Annotated in this window: 7 protein-coding genes; 3 read left to right on the forward strand and 4 right to left on the reverse strand. The window is 62.4% G+C overall.

Going from position 1 to position 15779, the window contains the following annotated elements; all coding sequences use genetic code 11:
- Nucleotides 1-64: 64 nt before the first annotated feature.
- Nucleotides 65-1438, reverse strand: coding sequence for a TolC family outer membrane protein (locus IWW33_RS18130; protein WP_046788077.1), 1374 nt, complete (start codon nucleotides 1436-1438; stop codon nucleotides 65-67).
- A gap of 469 nt (nucleotides 1439-1907) precedes the next feature.
- Between IWW33_RS18130 and IWW33_RS18135 the strand changes: the two genes are divergently transcribed.
- The gene (locus tag IWW33_RS18135) at nucleotides 1908-9509 is read left to right on the forward strand and encodes a retention module-containing protein (RefSeq protein WP_196914303.1); all 7602 of its coding nucleotides are present in this window, start codon (nucleotides 1908-1910) and stop codon (nucleotides 9507-9509) included.
- Nucleotides 9510-9591: 82 nt separating this feature from the next.
- Here the strand turns inward: IWW33_RS18135 and IWW33_RS18140 are convergent, their stop codons facing one another.
- Nucleotides 9592-9957: a YbaN family protein gene (locus IWW33_RS18140; RefSeq protein WP_012315633.1), complete on the reverse strand. Its 366-nt coding sequence runs from the start codon at nucleotides 9955-9957 to the stop codon at nucleotides 9592-9594.
- A 7-nt stretch (nucleotides 9958-9964) separates the two neighbouring features.
- The gene (locus IWW33_RS18145) at nucleotides 9965-10552 is read right to left on the reverse strand and encodes a YecA family protein (protein WP_039602166.1); all 588 of its coding nucleotides are present in this window, start codon (nucleotides 10550-10552) and stop codon (nucleotides 9965-9967) included.
- 245 nt (nucleotides 10553-10797) lie between these two features.
- Here IWW33_RS18145 and recQ point away from each other — a divergent pair, with 245 nt between their 5' ends.
- Together recQ and IWW33_RS18155 are read left to right on the forward strand one after the other, a co-directional pair.
- Nucleotides 10798-12942: a DNA helicase RecQ gene (gene recQ, locus IWW33_RS18150; RefSeq protein ID WP_046785417.1), complete on the forward strand. Its 2145-nt coding sequence runs from the start codon at nucleotides 10798-10800 to the stop codon at nucleotides 12940-12942.
- 141 nt (nucleotides 12943-13083) lie between these two features.
- Nucleotides 13084-13521 carry a MarR family transcriptional regulator gene (locus tag IWW33_RS18155; protein ID WP_046785416.1) on the forward strand — a complete coding sequence of 146 codons (438 nt, stop codon included), beginning with the start codon at nucleotides 13084-13086 and terminating at the stop codon, nucleotides 13519-13521.
- 21 nt (nucleotides 13522-13542) lie between these two features.
- Here IWW33_RS18155 and IWW33_RS18160 read toward each other — a convergent pair whose 3' ends face one another.
- Nucleotides 13543-15726: a patatin-like phospholipase family protein gene (locus tag IWW33_RS18160; protein ID WP_174142119.1), complete on the reverse strand. Its 2184-nt coding sequence runs from the start codon at nucleotides 15724-15726 to the stop codon at nucleotides 13543-13545.
- Nucleotides 15727-15779 lie beyond the last annotated feature (53 nt).

Raw genomic sequence — 15779 nt, forward strand, 5'->3', positions numbered from 1 at the left:
CTACTCCCGCCACGGTGTAAGGGGGATGAGGCGCGGTGCTGAGTGCCAGTTGCGTGGGGCTGGCTCAACGCATGTCGGGCAACCTGGCCTCGGTGCGTACGTCGTTGTTGGCGATGGCCTCCGGCGGCAGTGAAATACGCTGTTTGCTCAACAGCTCACCCATGGTCGCCAGCACGCGATACATCGAGTACTCCTCGGTGTAACGCACCTCGGTGTAACGGCGGTTGGCGTTGTACAGCTCATTCTCGCTGTCCAGCACATCGAGCAGGGTGCGTTGGCCCAGGCCGAACTGGTCCTGATAGGCGGCGCGCACACGTTGCGTCGTTTCTGCGTACTCGCGGGCGGTAGGGGTCTGTTTACGGGCGTTGTTCATGGCGTTCCAGGCCAGGCTGAGGTTTTCGGTCAGCTCGCGCAGCGCGTTGTTGCGGATGTCCAGTGCCTGGTTGATCTTGTGCGCGTCGGACTGCAGGCGGGCCTTGTCGCTGCCGCCGCGGAACAGGTTGTAGCTGAGTTCGACGCCGGCCTGCCAGTCGTTGTTGCTGTGGCCTTTTTCGCCACCGAGGTTGTTGTTGGCGCCGGTGGCCAGCACCGCGTCCAGCCGTGGGTAGAAAGGCGATTTGGCCACTTCGTACTGCTGCTCGGCGGCATTGACGTCGGCCTGGGCAGATTTCAAGTAGGGGTTGTTCTGGCGCATGCCTTCGCGCGCCTCGTCCAGAGTGCCAGGCATTTCCACCTTGACCGATTGCGGGCCTTCCAGCTCATCCGGCAGGCGGCCGACCACGCTGTAGAAGTTGGCCTCGGCATCGGCCAGGTCGACCTCGGCGGTGTCCAGGTTGTTTTCCGCCAGAGCCCGGCGTGCGCGGGATTGGTCAAGGTCGGCGGTGCTGCCTACGCCCCGCTCGCTACGCAGGCCTATCTGATCGCTGACGCGCAGGTGCGCCTGCAGGTTGTTCTTTGCCAGGGTCACCAACTCTCGGCGCTTCAGCACTTCCAGGTACACCTCGATGGCGCGCAGGGCGACATCTTGTGCGACGGCCTGAGTGTAGTAGGCGCGGGAGGTGGCCACCGCCTCGGTACGGCCCACTTCGTTGGCTGTGTTGAAACCATCGAAGATCATTTGCCGAAGGCGCAACTCCGACTGGGTGTAGTTCAGGGTTTCTTTGTTGTGGTTGCGGGTACCGTCAGCGTTCAGGCCGCGGGTATTGATGTTGTCCGAGCGCTGTCTGCCGTACCCGGCTACCAGGTCCACGGTTGGATAGTACCCACCACGGGCAAATTTCACGTCCTCGTCGGCTGACAACCTGCTGTTGCGGTTGGAGCTTATTTCCGGGTGGTAGTCCACGGCGCTCTGGACAGCCTCGGTGAGCGACATCGCCTGAACGTTGGCGCACGCCATGGCCAACAGAATTGCACTGGTGATGGGGTTGAACCTGCGCATGGGGTACTTCTCCCTGATCTCAAAATGGCCCTGCTTCTTCTCGCCAAAAAAATGACGATTTTTATCGTTCAAACCGTTTCATGTTTGTAACAACAGAGCTAAGAACATTTAGCGCGCGAGCTAAGAAGATTTTTTCATAAGTGATATGCGAAAAAAAACTTATGCGGTCTATCGAAACCAAGACATTGTTTCATTCAAGTGATTTCGGAAGCCGCTGTAGCCTGCGAGTTTCCTGCATCGCAATGAGTTCCAGATTTTTTATGGCTAAGGACGTGGGGTAGGTAGGTAAAAGCGGAATTTGGCGACAAAAATTTGGCATCCGGTGGTGGCAAATTTACATTATGACTATCGCCAAATCAGTGACCTTCGCGCACGATTCTCACGGTTGAGACATTTGGGCGCGAAGCCGTTGACCTCCATCTGCCATGTTGTTGGCTGTGTAGCCAATAGGTTAGGGAGGCGTGCGCTCATGGCTAAGTCAGTCGGTGTGGTCAGCAAGGTGGTGGGGCAAGTATTTGCCGTTGGCAGCGATGGCAGCCGACGCCCTCTGATCGAGGGCGATCGCCTGTACGCGGGCGAGCAGTTGCAAACGGGTACCGCAGGTGCCGTGGCTGTGCGCTTGCATAATGGCGCCGAGCTGACACTCGGCCGCGACAGCAGCCTGGCCATGACTGAAAAGCTCCTGGCTAACCAGGCCGCCCCTGTACAGGCTCAGGACGTTGCGCCGAGCGAGGCGCAGCTGAGCGATGTCGAGCGCATTCAGCGGGCGATTGCCGCCGGCGATGACCCTAGCGTCAACACCGAAGCCCCTGCCGCTGGAAATGGCGGCAACGGCGCGCCAGGCGCACTGGGCGGTGGCCACAGCTTTGTGTTGCTTACCGAAGTGGCGGATCGGGTTGACCCGGTGGTGGGCTTTCCCACGGCTGGCTTCAATGGCATTCCTGAATTGGCCAACCGCTATGTGGGTGGCCTGGATGGCAGCGGGCGCGACTCCTTGGGGGCTGGCAACGGTGGCAATGGTGGCCTGCCGCCTGGTCCGCCCAATCCGCCGGAGCAGCCCAATCCACCCATCACGCCGATCGACGAAGACAGTCCGGTAGCGTTGCGGGGGTTGAATGTCAGCCCTGGCGAGCTGAGTCTGGATGAGGCCAATCTACCCCAGGGGTCGGCCAGCAACCCCGCAACCCTGACCCAGCAAGGCAGTTTTACCGTGCTGGCGCCAGACGGCGTGTACAACCTCAGTGTGGGTGGCATCAACGTGGTGACCGCTGGTGTGGTGACCGGTGTTGGCCAATCGATCACCACGGGCCTGGGCAACACCCTGACCATTACCGGGTACAACCCTGCCACGGGCGTGGTGAGCTACAGCTACACCCTGACCGGTGCCGAGCAGCACGTTGAGGGCGCGGGCAACAACTCACAGGGCGAACAATTGCCGGTACTGGTCAGCGACAGCGACGGCGATGTTGCCCAAGGGTCGCTGGATGTGATCGTCCGTGACGATGCGCCCCAAGCCGTGGATGACAGCAATGCGCTAGCCGCCACCGAACAGCAAACCGAACTGACCGGGAATGTACTGGGCAATGACGTGCAGGGCGCCGACCGCGTGCCCGGTGGCCCGGTAATCGCCGGGACCTTCACCGGTACTTACGGCACCTTGGTCCTGGCCGCAGACGGTTCCTACACCTACACGCTGAACACCAACGACCCGGACTTCACAAGCCTGGGCGGCGGTGGCCAGGGCGTGGAGAGTTTCACCTACACCATCAAGGACGCCGACGGCGACACCAGCAGCGCGACCCTGACGCTGAACGTGACCAACCTGAACGACCCGGTGACGCTGGATGGGCTCGGCGTGCAGGGCGGCGAACTGACGGTATCTGAAAGCAACCTGCAGGACGGCAGTGCACCCGATGCCGGCGCCCTGACCCAACAGGGCACCTTCAAGATCACCGCGCCAGACGGCTTGCAGAGCCTGAGCGTGGGTGGCATCAGCGTGGTCAGTGGTGGCGTGGCGGCGGGCTTCCCGCAATCGATCGTCACGCCTGAAGGCAACACCCTGACCGTGACCGGCTATGACCCGACGACGGGTGTGGTGAGTTACAGCTACACCTTGGTGGACAACGAAAACCACCCTGGCGGGGAGGGCAGCATCAGCGAAGTGTTCCAGGTGGTCGCCACGGATGTCGATGGCAGCACTGCGACCGGCAGCCTGGATGTGACCCTCCGTGACGATGTGCCCCAAGCTGTGGATGACAGCAATGCAGTTGCTGCCACCGAACAGCAAACCGAACTGACCGGCAATGTACTGGGCAATGACGTGCAGGGCGCCGACCGCGTGCCCGGTGGCCCGGTAATCGCCGGGACCTTCACCGGTACTTACGGCACCTTGGTCCTGGCCGCAGACGGTTCCTACACCTACACGCTGAACACCAGCGACCCGGACTTCAAGAGCCTGGGCGGCGGCGGCCAGGGCGTGGAGAATTTCACCTACACCATCAAGGACGCCGACGGCGACACCAGCAGCGCGACCCTGACGCTGAACGTGACCAACCTGAACGACCCGGTGACGCTGGATGGGCTCGGCGTGCAGGGCGGCGAACTGACGGTATCTGAAAGCAACCTGCAGGACGGCAGCGCACCCGATGCCAGCGCACTGACCCAACAGGGCACCTTCAAGATCACCGCGCCAGACGGCTTGCAGAGCCTGAGCGTGGGTGGCATCAGTGTGGTCAGTGGTGGGGTGGCGGCGGGCTTCCCGCAGTCGATCGTCACGCCTGAAGGCAACACCCTGACCGTGACCGGCTATGACCCGACGACGGGTGTGGTGAGTTACAGCTACACCTTGGTGGACAACGAAAACCACCCCGTTGGCGAGGGCAGCATCAGCGAAGTGTTCCAGGTGATCGCCACGGATGTCGATGGCAGCACTGCGACCGGCAGCCTGGACGTGACCCTCCGTGACGATGTGCCCCAAGCTGTGGATGACAGCAATGCGGTAGCCGTCACCGAACAGCAAACCGAACTGACCGGCAATGTACTGGGCAATGACGTGCAGGGCGCCGACCGCGTGCCCGGTGGCCCGGTAATCGCCGGGACCTTCACCGGTACTTACGGCACCTTGGTCCTGGCCGCAGACGGTTCCTACACCTACACGCTGAACACCAACGACCCGGACTTCACAAGCCTGGGCGGCGGTGGCCAGGGCGTGGAGAGTTTCACCTACACCATCAAGGACGCCGACGGCGACACCAGCAGCGCGACCCTGACGCTGAACGTGACCAACCTGAACGACCCGGTGACGCTGGATGGGCTCGGCGTGCAGGGCGGCGAACTGACGGTATCTGAAAGCAACCTGCAGGACGGCAGCGCACCCGATGCCGGCGCCCTGACCCAGCAGGGCACCTTCAAGATCACCGCGCCAGACGGTTTGCAGAGCCTGAGCGTGGGCGGCATCAGCGTGGTCAGTGGTGGCGTGGCGGCGGGCTTCCCGCAGTCGATCGTCACGCCTGAAGGCAACACCCTGACCGTGACCGGCTATGACCCGACGACGGGTGTGGTGAGTTACAGCTACACCTTGGTGGACAACGAAAACCACCCCGGCGGGGAGGGCAGCATCAGCGAAGTGTTCCAGGTGATCGCCACGGATGTCGATGGCAGCACTGCGACTGGCAGCCTGGATGTGAATATCGTCGACGATCTACCTCAGGCTGATGACGATCAGGCCGCCGTGGCTAAAGGCGGTGTGGTGTATGGCAATGTGATGTACAACGACGTGGTGGGCGCTGACGTCCGCGGCGACGGCCAATATGTGGTCGGTGTGCGCGCGGGCAGCGATACCTCCACGTCGGCTATCGGCCAGCTCAACACCCAGGTCAACGGCCAGTACGGCTACCTGACCATCGATGCCCAGGGCAACGCCGAGTATCACTCCAACCCGAACGTCACCTCACCACGGGATGCCGTCGATACCTTCGTCTATACCATTCGCGACGCCGATGGCGACGAAAGCACCACGACCATCACCATCAACGTGCACAATTCGTTGATGGCTTGCGAAGATCGTGACATCACGGTTCACGAGAAAGCCCTGGACCTGCAAAAGGACGGTAACGACCTGGCCGCCGGCAATGTCACGGGGAGCGACCCGGCTTCGAGCCAGGAAACCACATCCGGCACATTGGTCGGCTCAGCCAGTGGCGGGGTCGGTGCGCTCACGTACACACTGGTCGGAAATGCCGTAGGCCAATACGGCCAGATTCAGCTCAATGCTGATGGCTCCTACACCTATACGCTGACCTCGCCAGCGAACTCCCCGACCCATGCCAACGACGGCGCCAATACCGTGACCGAAACCTTCACCTACCAGGTGCAGGACTCGCTGGGCAATTCGACCACCAGCACCATCGTCATAACCATCGTCGACGACGTGCCGACAGCCAGCAGCGATTTCGTCAGCGTGGCCAAGGGCGATGTGGTGTATGGCAACGTGATGTACAACGACGTGGTGGGCGCTGACGTCCGCGGCGACGGCCAATATGTGGTCGGTGTGCGCGCGGGCAGCGATACCTCCACGTCTGCTATCGGCCAGCTCAACACCCAGGTCAACGGCCAGTACGGCTACCTGACCATCGATGCCGAGGGCAACGCCGAGTATCACTCCAACCCGAACGTCACCTCACCACGGGATGCCGTGGACACCTTCGTCTATACCATTCGCGACGCCGATGGCGACGAAAGCACCACGACCATAACGATCAATGTGCATAGTGCGCTGATGACCTGTGCGGACCACGACGTCACGGTCTACGAGAAAGCGCTGGACCTGCATAAGGACGGTGGCGACCTGGCCGCCGGCACCGTGATTGGCAGCGACCCAGCATCGCACCAGGAAACGGCCTCTGGCACCCTGGCCGGCTCGACCAGTGGCGGGGTCGGCGCACTGACCTACACCTTGGTCGGCAATGCTGTCGGCCAGTACGGTCAGATCCTGCTGAACGCTGATGGCTCTTACACCTACACCCTGACCTCACCGGCGAATTCGCCGACCCATGCCAACGACGGCGCCAATACCGTGACTGAAACCTTCACCTACCAGGTGCAGGATTCTCAGGGTAATTCGACCACCAGCACGATCGTCATCAGCATCGTCGACGATGTACCGACGGCCAACGCCGATTTCGTCAGTGTCGCCAAAGGTGATGTGGTCAGCGGCAATGTCATGTACAACGATGTGGTCGGTGCCGACACCTTGAGCGATGGCAAGTACGTGGTAGGCGTGCGCGCTGGCAACGATACCTCTAGCTCTGCGCTCGGCCAGCTCGACAGTCAGGTGCATGGCCAGTACGGCTATCTGATCATCGATGCCCAGGGCAATGCCGAGTACCACTCCAACCCCGATGCCGTCGCGCCGCGGGATGCGCTGGATACTTTCGTCTACACCGTTCGTGATGCCGACGGCGACGAAAGCACCACGACCATCACCATCAATGTGCACAACCCTTCACTGCAGCCATGTGGTGACGGGGGCGTCACGGTGTTCGAAAACGCGCTGGACCTGCACCGCGATGGTCACGACCTGGCTGTTGGAACCGCCACCGGCAGCGACCCAGAGTCGACCCGCGAGACCGCTTCCGGCAGCCTGGTCGGCCAGGTTGCAGGAGGCGTGGGGGCGTTGACCTACACCTTGGTCGGCGATGCCGTTGGCCAATACGGCCAGTTGCTCCTCAATGCTGACGGTTCATACACCTACACCCTGACCTCGCCGGCGAACTCGCCGACCCATGCCAACGACGGCGCCAATACCGTCACCGAATCCTTCAGCTACCGGGTGCAGGACACGGTGGGCAACTGGACCACCAGCAGCGTCAGCATCACCATCGTCGATGACGTCCCGCAAGCCCATTGCGACTTCGTCAGCGTGGGCAAGGGCGACATCGTGCGCGGCAACGTGATGTACAACGATGTGGTGGGTGCCGATACCTCGAATGACGGCGCCTATGTGATTGGCGTGCGCGCCGGGCATGACACCTCCACCGCTGCCAACGGTCAGCTCGACAGCCATGTGTATGGGCAGTACGGCTACCTGACCCTCGATGCCCAGGGCAACGCCGAGTATCACTCCAACCCCAATGCCGTAGCGCCGCGGGATGCGCTCGACACCTTTGTTTACACCATTCGCGATGCCGACGGCGACGAAAGTACCGCTACCGTGACCATCAACGTGCATGACCAGTCGCTTCAGCCCTGTGGCGACGGTGGGGTCACGGTTTACGAAAAAGCGCTTGACCTGACCAAGGATGGCCAGGACCTGGCGGCCGGAAATGTCAACGGCAGTGAGCCTTGCTCGACTGCCGAAACGGCTGCAGGCAGCCTGGTCGGACAAGTCGGTGGCGGCGTCGGTGCATTGACCTACAGCCTGATAGGCAATGGCATAGGCGAGTACGGTCAGATCCACCTGAACGCAGACGGCTCCTACACCTACACCCTGACTTCACCAGCGAATTCGCCGACCCATGCCAACGATGGTGCCAATACCGTCGGGGAGTCATTCACCTACAGGGTGGAGGATACGCAAGGTAACTGGACCACCAGCAGCGTCACCATCACCATCGTGGATGACGTGCCGCAGGCCCATTGCGATTTTGTAAGTGTCAGCAAAGGCGAGGAGGTGCGTGGCAATGTCCTGTCCAACGATGTGATCGGCGCTGACGTGCCGGGCGATTGCGGCTACGTGGTGGGCGTGCGCGCTGGCGATGACACCTGCACCTCGGCTATCGGTCAGCTCGGCAGCCAGGTGGTTGGCCAGTATGGCTACCTCATACTGGACGCCAGGGGGAATGCGATTTACCACTCCGACCCGAGCGTCGTGGCACCGCGGGATGCTACCGACACCTTCGTCTACACCATTCGTGATGCTGACGGTGACGAAAGCACCGCGACCATCACGATCAACGTGCACGACAATTCGATAGCCGAATGTGGCGCCGGGTACGCCAGGGGGCAGGAGCAACGGGTTGTCGATCGCAGCGCGTTCACGCTCGATGCCAGCAGCATGACCGCGGCGCTGGTGGTGCTCGGCTATCTGGGCGCGTCCGGCATGGTCAACGCCCAAGGCAATGCCGAAGAAGTGATCAATGTCACCCTGCGCAAAGGTGAAGCCTTGCAGCTGAATCACACGCCCGATGGCGGCGACCTGGCAATGCAGTGGAAGGATGCCGGTGGCAGCTATCAGTCCATCGCCTCGGGAGACAGCTTCACGGCCAGCCATGACGGGGTGTACAGCATTCACCTCAGCGACCCGTTGGGTGCAGCCAAAGGCGGCGAAGGCTACAAACTGAACATGGTCCTCGACTACGCCAATGTGCAGGACGCGGCCCCGCTCACGGGCGCAGGCAGTGAGCATTTCACTGCTGGAGTTATCGACATTGCTTCGTTTGAAGCCCATGCTGCCGCTGGCCATGGGGTGAGCGCTACGGCTGACTACGCTCAGGCCGAGGGTGCGGTCACCGTCGACCTAAGCCTTGAAGGGGCGCAGGACACTGGAGGTGCGGGGGTTGAAACCTTGAGTGGCATTTACAACCTGGTCGGCTCGGACTATGACGATACCTTGATCGGCAACAGTGCCAACAACGTGCTCAACGGCGGTGCAGGCAATGATGTGCTCAAAGGGGGCGGCGGCAATGACATTTTGATCGGTGGCAATGGCAGCGACACTTTCGTCTGGCAGAAGAACGACAGCGGCCATGACACGCTCAACGATTTCACCCCAGGCAGCGACAAGCTCGACCTGTCGCAGCTGCTGACGGGGGAACACGCCACGGCGGCGTCCCTGGATGAATACCTGCACTTCAAGGTCAGTGGCGCCGGGGCGACAGTGGTCTCGACCATTGAAGTCAGCAGCGTGGCGGGGGCGGCGCCGACGCAGACGATCGACCTGGCCGGCGTTGACCTTGCGCAGCACTACGGCGTGACGGCGGGGGCGGGCGGGGTGATATCGGCGGGGCCGGATACGGCGACCATCATCAACGGGATGATCGATGATCATTCGTTGAAGGTGGACACGGTGTGAGCTGCGCGGCCTGCAAGTTTGCTTGAAGCTTGTGGCGCTATCTCCGGATTGCCGGCGATAGCGCCAGAGCTGGCTGCGCTGTTCAGCCTGGCCGGTGCAATGTCTTCTGCTTGAGAATGTACAGGCTCACAAGCACCGCACTGGTCAGCATGAAGGCCCGTGCCCAGAACAGGGGCACCAGGTAGCAGGACAGGCCGATGCTCGCCCACATCAGGCCGATGGCGTATACCTTGCCCTTCAAGGGGATACCTTCACCGCTCAGGTAGTCGCGGATCCACGGCCCTAGCGTGGGGTGGTTGACCAGCCAGTGATGAAAGCGTGGCGAGCTGCGGGCGAAGCAGGCCGCCGCCAGCAGCAGGAAAGGGGTGGTGGGCAACACCGGCAGGAAGATCCCCAGCACCCCCAGCGCGACGCTGAGCCAGCCGATGGCCAGCAGCAGGTAGCGCACAGCCGACTCAGTGGTGGCGTGGTTTGAGCAGCGCAGGCTTCTCGTCAGGTGCGTGCAGCAGCAGGAACAACGCGCTCAGCGCCTCTGGGATCTGCACGATCATGTCGTCCTGCAGGTTGGCGTTGCTGGCGATGTCGGCGAATTCCGGTTGTTCGTCGAACAGGCCCGAACCGACCATGATCGGCAGCAGCATCTCGCTGACTTCTTCTTCGGCGTTCTCGAACCAGGCCTCTTCACGCAGGAAAACGCCTTCCATGAAGCCGATGCACCAGCCGCGCAGGTCGGAGTCGTCCGGCTCGTCGGTCAGGTCCAGCTCGCACGGCAGGTCGAATTCTTCGTCGCTGGCCAGCTGACGGGCGATATGGCCCTTCAGTGCCACCAAGGTAGCTTCGATCTCGGTGCGCTGGGCATCGCTGGCGTAATGGGGCTCTTCGGCGAACAGCGCGTCGATCCATTCACGTTCGGGGACGTCTTCCGAGCAGATCGACAGCGCGGTCAGGTAGCCGTGGGCGGCGACGTAGTCCAGCGCTTCTTCGTGCAGCTCATCGGCGTCGAGGAAGGCTTGCAGGCGGGTCAGTTGCTCGGCGAAGGACATTACAGGGCTACCTTGGGGAATAAACGATAGTGAATTCTAGCACCTTGCGGCGATGGCGGGGCAAAGGGAACGTCTGTCACCGGGCATCCTGCACAGCCTGGCACTGGGGTATACTTCGCGGTTTTTCACCCAAGGGGCGGGTTTCCCCGGCCTCTGGCAAAAGCCGCTTACGCATTTGGCGTGTGCGGAGCGGGTTTTTCGTCCAGCCTGTGTCCAGGATGGTACGGCGATTTGTGGAGTTGCACATGCTCGAACAGGCTCAGCGCGTTCTCAAGGATATCTTCGGCTACGACAGTTTCCGTGGGCGCCAGGCAGCAATCATCGAATGCGTGGCCAATGGCGGCGATGCCCTGGTGCTGATGCCCACCGGTGGCGGCAAGTCGCTGTGTTTCCAGGTACCTGGGCTGTTGCGCCCGGGCCTGACCGTGGTGGTGTCGCCGCTGATCGCGCTGATGGACGACCAGGTCGCCACCCTCGATGAACTCGGGGTCGCGGCGGCTGCCCTGAACTCCACCCTCAGTGCGGAACAGCAGCGTGACCTCGCCGGGCGCCTGCGTCGCGGTGAAGTGAAGATGCTTTACCTGGCGCCTGAGCGCCTGGTACAGCCGCGGATGCTGGATTTCCTTCGCGGCCTGGACGTTTCCCTGTTCGCCATCGACGAGGCCCACTGCGTTTCGCAATGGGGTCACGATTTCCGCCCGGAATACTTGCAACTGGGCCAGCTGGCCGAGCTGTTCCCGCACGTGCCGCGCATCGCCCTGACCGCTACCGCCGACATGCGCACCCGCGAGGAAATCGTCCAGCGCCTGCACCTGCAGGGCGCCGAACGCTTCCTGTCGAGCTTCGACCGGCCAAATATCTTCTACCGCATCGTGCCCAAGGAGTCGCCGCGCAAGCAGTTGATGGCCTTCCTCGGCGAGCGCCGCGGCAACGCCGGCATCGTCTACTGCCTGTCACGCAAGAAGGTCGATGAGACCGCTGCCTACCTGTGCGACCAAGGCTTCCCGGCGTTGCCGTACCACGCCGGCCTGGCTGCTGAAACCCGTTCGGCCAACCAGCACCGCTTCCTCAACGAGGAAGGGCTGATCATGGTCGCCACCATCGCCTTCGGCATGGGCATCGACAAGCCCAACGTGCGCTTCGTCGCCCACCTCGACCTGCCCAAGTCGCTCGAGGCCTATTACCAGGAGACGGGGCGTGCCGGCCGGGATGGCCTGCCGTCCGATGCCTGGATGGCCTACGGCCTGCAGGACATGGTGATGCTCAAGCAGATGCTGCAGAACTCCGACGGTGACGAGCGCCACAAGCGCGTCGAGCAACACAAGCTCGACGCCATGCTGGCGCTGTGCGAGGAAACCCGTTGTCGCCGCCAGGCGTTGCTGGCCTATTTCGATGAAGTACTCGAACAGCCCTGCGGGCATTGCGACAACTGCGTCGACCAGGTCCAGACCTGGGATGCCACCGAGCCTGCGCGCCAGGCGCTGTCGGCGGTGTTCCGTACCGGCCAGCGTTATGGGGTCGGCCACCTGATCGATGTGCTGCTGGGCAAGGATACCGAGAAAGTGCGCAATTTCGGCCACGAAAAACTCTCGGTGTTCGGTGTTGGCAAGGCGATGGCCGAGGTTGAATGGCGTTCGCTGTTCCGCCAGTTGGTGGCCCGCGGGCTGGTCGACATCGACCTGGAAGGCTACGGCGGCCTGCGCCTGTCCGACAGCTGCAGGCCGCTGCTGCGCGGCGAAGTGACCTTGCAGTTGCGTCGCGACCTCAAGCCGCAGACAGTGGCGAAAACCTCTTCCGGCGGCGGCAGCCCGGCCAGCCAGCTGGTGCGCGCCGAAGAGCGCGAGCTGTGGGAAGCGCTGCGCACGTTGCGCCGCAAACTGGCCGAAGAGCACAGCGTGCCGCCTTATGTCATCTTCCCGGACTCCACGCTGCTGGAGATGCTGCGCAGCCAGCCGGCCAGCCTCAGCGACATGGCCCAGGTCAGCGGTGTGGGTGCGCGCAAGCTGGAGCGCTATGGCCAGGCCTTCCTCGAAGTGCTCAATGACGCCGGTGGCACCACCGAGGCGCCCAAGGTGGTACTCGACCTGCGCCACGAACTGGTCAGCCTTGCCCGTGCCGGCATGACCCCGGCACAGATCGCCGGCCAGCTCAATTGCAGCGAAAAGAACGTCTACAGCTTGCTGGCCGAGGCCATTGGGCGCCAGGAACTGAGCTTGGACCAGGCGCTGGACCTGCCTGAAGACTTGCTGATGGAGGTGCAGGATGCCTTCCTCGATGGCGAAGGCGAGCTGCCACCGGTATCGGCCATTGCTCCGCTGTTCGGCGCACGCATACCCGAGGGTGTGCTGTACTGCGTGCGTGCTGCGCTGGCGGCGGAATTCGAGCTCTGACGATGGAAGACATTTCGGACATCCGCTGATCAATGTCATCCTTTTTGACGATTTTCAGGGCTTTGCGGGTGGGGCAGCCTTGCCTGATGGCCCGGGGCATGGTTAGCTGACTAATAATTAGTTCTAGTCAATGAGTTGTTTATGCCCCTGACCGACAACCAACACCGTTTCGGCATGCAGCTGGCCCAGATGTCCCGTGGCTGGCGTGCCGAACTGGATCGCCGCCTGGCCGGGCTCAACCTGTCCCAGGCGCGCTGGCTGGTGTTGCTGCACCTGGCTCGTTTCGAAGAAGCGCCGACCCAGCGCGAGCTGGCGCAAAGTGTAGGCGTGGAAGGCCCGACCCTGGCGCGTCTGCTAGACAGCCTGGAAAACCAGGGCCTGGTTCGACGCCAGGCGGTGCTTGAGGACCGGCGGGCGAAGAAGATCCAGTTGTGTCCACCGGCCAAGCCCCTGATCGAGCAGATCGAAACCATCGCCAATGCCCTGCGCCTGGAATTGTTCACCGGGGTGGATGAGGCTGACCTGGATGTGTGCATGCGGGTGCATGCGAAGATTCTGGCCAACCTGGAAAAATCCTGAGGCCCGGTTCGGGCTTCAGGCTCAGAACGTATTGCCCAGGTTCAAGTAGATTGCCTGCTCATCCGCGCTGTTGGCCCCATAGCTGAGGCTCAACGGCCCCAGTGGCGTGTCCAGCCCCAGGAAGATACTGGCGGCATTGATGTAGCCACTGTCGAACTCATTGTCGTTGTTCCACGCCCGTCCGCGCTCGAGTGACCCGCCTATGTACAGCGGGAAGTCCAGCGGCAGATAGGAACGCGGTGTGAGGCGGCGGTAATAGACCATGCGCAGCAGGCTCACGTTCTGCCCGGATACCGAGTCCTGGCGGAACCCGGACAGTTGCCGCGCCCCGCCAAGCACAAAGCTCGACGTCACGACTTCAGTGTCGTCGAGCGTGCGTCCATACCCACCACCGAGCACCAGCGTGTTCGGCCCGCTGCTCAAAGCCTTGTCCAGATTGAACATCCACTGGCGATAGTCCGCGTCCGAGTCCAGCGATTTGTCGTATTTGCGCAGGGTCAGGCCTATGTTCTCGCCACTGTGCGGGAAGTACACATTGTCGAGCGTGTCGAACGAGTATTTCAGCTCGTAGAAACCTTCGTTGAAACTGACCTTGGGCAGGTCCTGTTCACCAATGCGCACCTCGGCCTCGCCCCAGGCCTTGCCCGCACCCAGGCGCACTTCGCCATAGGTGCCGATCTGGCGGCCGACGTTGAGACCGAAACCGTAGCGCTCGAGGCGGTATTCGGCTACTGGGTCGCTGTCCAGGGTGGCTTCGATGTTCTGCGAGCCGAAGTCCAGATAGGGGGCGATGAAGTAGCGTGAGCCCACGTCAAGCGGCTGGTAGAACTCGCTGTAGAGCTCCTGCTTGTCACCGATCTGCGCGCGCGTCAGCCACTCGGCGCCCAACTGGTTGATACCATTGACCCGATAGCTGGCGCCCAGGTTGAAGGCGCTGTCGCCGCGCAGGTCGTCCGACAGGTTCAGGCCCAGGCGCAGGTAGTCGGTGCCGCCGCGCTTGCCACGGGCGTTGATCACCAGGGTGTTGTCGTCGCCTTTATGGACCACGCGGTATTGCACGCGGTCGAAGTAGTCCAGGCCATACAGGGTGCCCATGTCGGTTTGCAGGCGGTCGAGCTCCAGCGGTTCGCCGATTGGCTGGCGGATGTAATAGCGGATCACGTCATCGCTGACCTTGGAATCGTTCTCCACCTTGATGGCCGTGATCACCGGGGTGCGCTGGCGCGGTGAGCGTGCCATGGCCAGTTCGGCATCGCCTTCAGGCTGGCGCAGGGTGGCCAGGCGAGGGTCGAGCAGGCGGGTTGCACGGTAGCCGGCCTCGATCATGTCGCGCGCGCGGCCGAAGTCGGTGACGCCGAACGCGGCCAGCTGTGGCTGGATGAGGATGTCATCCCTATGCAAACTGGCCAGTTGTTCTTCGGAATTGCGCCGTGTCATCAGGGTGATCGACTGGTTGAGTACATCCACCACCGTGGCCAGTTGCTTGCGGTCACGCAGCGGGGTGCCGATATCGACGACGATGGCCAGATCAACGCCCATGTCCCGGGCCACATCCACGGGAATGTTGTCGACCATGCCGCCGTCCACCAGCAGGCGCCCATCAAGCTCGACAGGGGCGAACACCGCCGGGATCGACATGCTGGCGCGGATCACCTGGGGCAGGTAGCCGCGGCGGAATACCACCTTCTCGCCGCTGGCGATGTCGGTTGCCACGGCGCGGAACGGTATTGGCAACTTGTCGAAATCGCGGGTATCGGCGGTGTGGGCCAGCTTGCTTTCCAGCAGCAGTGCGAGGTTCTGGCCCTGAATCACCCCAAGTGGCAGGCCAAGGCTGCCGTCGTCTCGAAAACTCAGCTTCTGCTTGACCAGAAAGTCGCGGTCATCCTGCTTGCGCCGGAAGGGCACGTCCTTGCGCGGTGGGGCATCGGACAACGCCTGCTGCCAGTCGAGCGTAGTGGCGAGTTTTTCCAGTTCCTCGACGCTGTAGCCGGACGCATACAGGCCGCCAACCACCGCGCCCATGCTGGTGCCGGCGATGGCGTCGATGCGCACGCCCTGTTCCTCCAGGGCCTTGAGCACGCCGATGTGGGCCAGGCCACGGGCAGCGCCCCCGGAGAGTACCAGGCCGACCTTGGGGCGTGCCGCCTCGGCGAGCACGGTGAAAGAGCTGAGCGTCAGCAAAAGGCAGAACAGCAGGCGGCGCATCGTGAGTCTCAAACAGGGGGTTAAAGACCGCTAGTATAAGCGGCCCCTACCTG

The sequence above is a fragment of the Pseudomonas sp. M2 genome, assembly GCF_015751845.1.
Taxonomy (GTDB): domain Bacteria; phylum Pseudomonadota; class Gammaproteobacteria; order Pseudomonadales; family Pseudomonadaceae; genus Aquipseudomonas; species Aquipseudomonas putida_E.